Below are 3,613 nucleotides of genomic sequence, written 5' to 3' on the forward strand. Positions count from 1 at the left end.
CCTGCTCGAGCACCCTGTCCAGCTTTGCCTTCTCAGAGGCGACCCAACTCAAGAAAGCTGCCTCACTCATTCCTCATCCCTCCTCAGCCAGACGCGGAAGAGTTTGTAGCTCGACTCGACCGAGCGAACAACGAAACCATCACCTTGCAAAGCCTCAACCGCCTTGAGGAAGCCCTGAAAATCCTCCCACGATGCGGGCGTGGTAAGGCTCAGCACTACGGCACCAGGCACTTCCGAGGGCTTGGTGATGCGCGCGTTCTCAGGCAGCTCCACCCCGTTCATTCCAACCACCTCTCAATAAAGTCCGAGAGGTATTCGTAAACCTCGGCCTCTTCGGGCGAAAGGCGCGAGAGAATTGTGTCAGAATGCGGCCTTAGCATAGCAGCCTTGAGAATCTTGTTCAGCCTAAGGGTTCTGAGGTCCCGGACCTTCTTCTTCAGATTGGCGAGCTTAGCCAGCGTAACGGTGATGGCCTTAGTGTCTTCAGGATGCTGCCTAATGTAGTTCTCCGCATACCACATCCAGAACTCAGCCCTCTCATAAAGGCCCTTTGGAAGCTCTGACAGCGGCTCGTTTTCCTTCTCCTCAGTTAGCACCCTGTCTACTTCACTCACCATCCTGTCCATCTCATCAACCACTTCCACGAGGCCGTAGCTCCAGAGAACCTTCACGGCCTCCTCTGGAAGGAGAACGGTGTCCTCCTCCTTGAAGTTCGCGAGGGGCTTCAGCACTCTAACCGGAACTCTAACTCCGGGCATTTGGCTTCACCTCCAGTTTCTTCCTCAGTTTCTCGAGATACGGGCCGAACAAAGCCCGAAAATCCGCGTTAGAAGCCACCACATCCGCCACAACATCGAAACCATACCCATTCACCAGCCGGCGCAGGCCGTTGTTGCCCACGCCCCTCAAGAACTGCTCAGCCTTCGCCTTTGTCCTCCAGTCGGAAGCCCAATCCTCGTACTGCTTCAGCCAGACCTTGAGGCTCTTCTCCACCTCCACCCGCGGGACTTCAACGGCAGGCTGGCCGGCCTTGGCCGGCTTTGGCTTCTTGGTCTCAATGCTCCTCGCGGCCTTCAGTGTGTCCTCGCGGACGATCTTCGCAAAGCGGACATTCTCGTCCTTCTGCCTGTATAGGACGATACCCTCAAGCTCCTTGATGCCCTGCAAAGGCCTGATGACTTCCGGAATCTTGCCGTTCTCGTCAATCGTGATGAAGAAGCGTTGCATTACCGCTACCTGCTCCTGCGGGTCGAGGATTCCGAGGTCCCGCATGAGGTCGTTCCACGTGAGGCCTTCCTCGACGGCCTTTGGAATGGCAAGGAGAATCTTAGACCACTTCGAAGCGAGCTTGGGCTTGTTGTTCTTGCACTCCTCAAGCTTCTTACAACAGTCCTCGAACTTGAGCTGGAGCTTCTCATAATTCCGAAGCAGGCGCTCATAGTTCCTTAGAATGTCGTCTTTCTCCTTTTGCTCCTGCCTGAGGGCCTCGGTCAAGTGCTTTACCTTGGCCTTCAGCTCAAGCCCATCAATCTTTCCTTCAGCAAGGTCCACAAGCCAAGTTAAGAGCTCAGAGAAAGGAACACCAAGCCTTTCTTTGAGAGCGTAGAGTCTATTGTAGGTCGATTCTGGAGTTGCTGTCTGGAATTTCTTCAAATCCTCACCGTATTTCCGTGGCCGTCCGGGGCCTGCTGTACGTCGCTGGTAGTTTCTCCTTGGCATCGGAAACACCGTCATGAAGTCTCTGGATGGTGGAGCTTCCAGAACTCCCAAAGCTCCCAAACAAACTCACCCCAAGGCTTTCGTCCCTTGGCCTGCTCCATTTCCTCGACCTTCTCAGGCGGAAGGAGGAACTCCACACGCCTGACGGCCTTATACTTTCGAGTTCTCGGCATCATATCACCGCCTTAACCTCGTTGAGAACGTGATTGTCGAGCCAGCTCATGGCTTCGTCCTCAGAGTGCTTTGGGCAGAAAACGGCCTTGTAACGTTTCTTTCCGAGCCTTATGGAAAGCCAACTCCAACCCTCTTTTATGGCCTCATTCCTGCTCCTGAACTTTGCCTCGGCCCCGCATATCGAGCACTTCAACTCCAGCATGGCCACCACCTTTGATGGAACTTAATACCATATATGGAACTTAGTTCCATAAATCATACGGATGGAAAGTTTAAAAGGTTTGTGTGGCCGGAAAAGTCCAACATTGGGCAAAATTGTTACATGTTAATTTTTGGATACATAAATTAGGCTGAAATACTATATACGGTGATAATCTGAGTATCCCGATTTTGCAACTTTTTAAAGTAACTAAATGTGCAGAGATGCAAAGCTCTAAAAACGCTGGATTTTGCCAGACGAGTGTTACTTTTCTTAGTTAAATCATCAAGATTTTATGTATCCAAAAATTCAATTCTCAAAAAAGGAGCTCTCAGAGAGCAGAAAACATACTTTATCTCTTCTCTCCTTCTTTCTTTTTCTTCTAATTAATTTATTCATGAATAAATTAAACGTTCAAAAAAACATATTTGAATTGAGTATCCTCATCTGGTACCCTGCTTTTGTAGAAGTCTAAGAGAATGACCTCAATAAGCTCATTAGCGTTAATATTGAGTTGTTTCCTGATTTCATTCGGGATATACACTGCTCCTTTTCTTCCAATCTTACTGATGACTTGTCTTTGGTCGGACACGTATATAACTCTTTCAGGAAAGTTTATTTTAATCTTCCTCACAATAATCTTGACGTAGTCTCCCTGTTCGATCTGAAGTGTATCCCGGATATACCTTGGAACTATTAACCTGCCATCTTTGTCTATTCTTGCATGAAACTTTGCTAGCGGTTCTTTTGCTTCTTTCACTGTCCCACCCCATTGAGTTCTCTGTATTTAATCCCTATCTCACTAATGTATGATGAGTCGGTTGTTGAGGGGTAATAGTCAAGGATAACAATCTCTACACTATCATTAGGTTTGAGATTTAAATCTCTGCGAACTTTCTGTGGAATAACAACGTACCCTCTGATTCCAACTCTCAAGATAGCAAATTCCTGTCCATACACATAAATAATCCCTTCACTCTTCTCTGCTTTTATCTTACGGATTATGACCTTCAAGTAATCATCTGATTCAAGTCCGAGGACGTCTTTAATTTGCTTTGGGAGGCTAACTCTACCATCTTTGTTCATTTTGGCTTGGAACTTCGCTAGTGGCTCTTTGCTCTCTTTCACTGTCCCACCCCATTGAGTTCTCTATATCTTATACCTATCTCGTTTAGGTATGACGTGTCAGTCGGAAGAACTTTGTAGTTGTTCCGTGACTGAAGTCTGGATAAAAGCTCTCTGCCTTTTTCGCTTACCAACTCTTCAAATTTGTAATAGTCTAAGATTACGACCTCGACTGGCTCGTTCTCTTTTATCTCAAACTCTCTTATGAGTTTTTTGGGAAGTGTTATAGCACCATATCTCCCGATTTTAACTGCTAAAACAGCCTGTGCAGTCACGGCGATGGTTTTATCGGATATCTCAATTTTCCTGATTAGAACTTTAACGTAGTCATTTTGCTTTAGCCCGAAGGTTTCGAGGATTGGCCGGGGGATAGTGATACGGCCGTCTTTATTCACC

At 47.6% G+C, this 3,613-nt stretch carries 8 protein-coding genes; all 8 read right to left on the bottom strand.

Going from position 1 to position 3,613, the window contains the following annotated elements:
- Positions 1 to 66: 66 nt before the first annotated feature.
- Positions 67 to 282, bottom strand: a complete 216-nt coding sequence (locus MVG27_RS00640; protein WP_297555860.1) for a hypothetical protein — start codon at positions 280 to 282, stop codon at positions 67 to 69.
- Entirely contained in the window at positions 279 to 758 is a 480-nt protein-coding gene (locus MVG27_RS00645) for a DNA replication complex GINS family protein (protein ID WP_297555863.1), read from the bottom strand. The genes MVG27_RS00640 and MVG27_RS00645 overlap by 4 nt, the downstream gene beginning before the upstream one ends.
- Positions 745 to 1,719 carry a hypothetical protein gene (locus MVG27_RS00650; protein ID WP_297555865.1) on the bottom strand — a complete coding sequence of 325 codons (975 nt, stop codon included), beginning with the start codon at positions 1,717 to 1,719 and terminating at the stop codon, positions 745 to 747. The genes MVG27_RS00645 and MVG27_RS00650 overlap by 14 nt, the downstream gene beginning before the upstream one ends.
- A gap of 11 nt (positions 1,720 to 1,730) precedes the next feature.
- Complete coding sequence (locus MVG27_RS00655) at positions 1,731 to 1,892, bottom strand: hypothetical protein (RefSeq protein WP_297555866.1); 162 nt, start codon at positions 1,890 to 1,892, stop codon at positions 1,731 to 1,733.
- Complete coding sequence (locus MVG27_RS00660; protein WP_297555867.1) at positions 1,892 to 2,101, bottom strand: hypothetical protein; 210 nt, start codon at positions 2,099 to 2,101, stop codon at positions 1,892 to 1,894. The genes MVG27_RS00655 and MVG27_RS00660 overlap by 1 nt, the downstream gene beginning before the upstream one ends.
- Positions 2,102 to 2,498: 397 nt before the next feature.
- Positions 2,499 to 2,852, bottom strand: a complete 354-nt coding sequence (locus MVG27_RS00665; protein WP_297555869.1) for an AbrB/MazE/SpoVT family DNA-binding domain-containing protein — start codon at positions 2,850 to 2,852, stop codon at positions 2,499 to 2,501.
- Positions 2,849 to 3,220, bottom strand: coding sequence for an AbrB/MazE/SpoVT family DNA-binding domain-containing protein (locus MVG27_RS00670; RefSeq protein ID WP_297555873.1), 372 nt, complete (start codon positions 3,218 to 3,220; stop codon positions 2,849 to 2,851). The genes MVG27_RS00665 and MVG27_RS00670 overlap by 4 nt, the downstream gene beginning before the upstream one ends.
- On the bottom strand, positions 3,217 to 3,613 hold a 397-nt coding region (locus MVG27_RS00675; RefSeq protein WP_297555876.1), incomplete at its 5' end, for an AbrB/MazE/SpoVT family DNA-binding domain-containing protein. The genes MVG27_RS00675 and MVG27_RS00670, both read right to left, overlap by 4 nt.

It is taken from the genome of Thermococcus sp. (assembly GCF_027011145.1).
In the GTDB taxonomy this organism is placed as follows: domain Archaea; phylum Methanobacteriota_B; class Thermococci; order Thermococcales; family Thermococcaceae; genus Thermococcus.

Excerpts from the sequence above, each read along its gene's own strand:
- MVG27_RS00645 (WP_297555863.1), bottom strand. The coding sequence starts at position 758 with ATGCCCGGAGTTAGAGTTCCGGTTAGAGTGCTGAAGCCCCTCGCGAAC.
- MVG27_RS00650 (WP_297555865.1), bottom strand. The coding sequence starts at position 1,719 with ATGCCAAGGAGAAACTACCAGCGACGTACAGCAGGCCCCGGACGGCCA.
- MVG27_RS00640 (WP_297555860.1), bottom strand. The coding sequence starts at position 282 with ATGAACGGGGTGGAGCTGCCTGAGAACGCGCGCATCACCAAGCCCTCG.
- MVG27_RS00655 (WP_297555866.1), bottom strand. The coding sequence starts at position 1,892 with ATGCCGAGAACTCGAAAGTATAAGGCCGTCAGGCGTGTGGAGTTCCTC.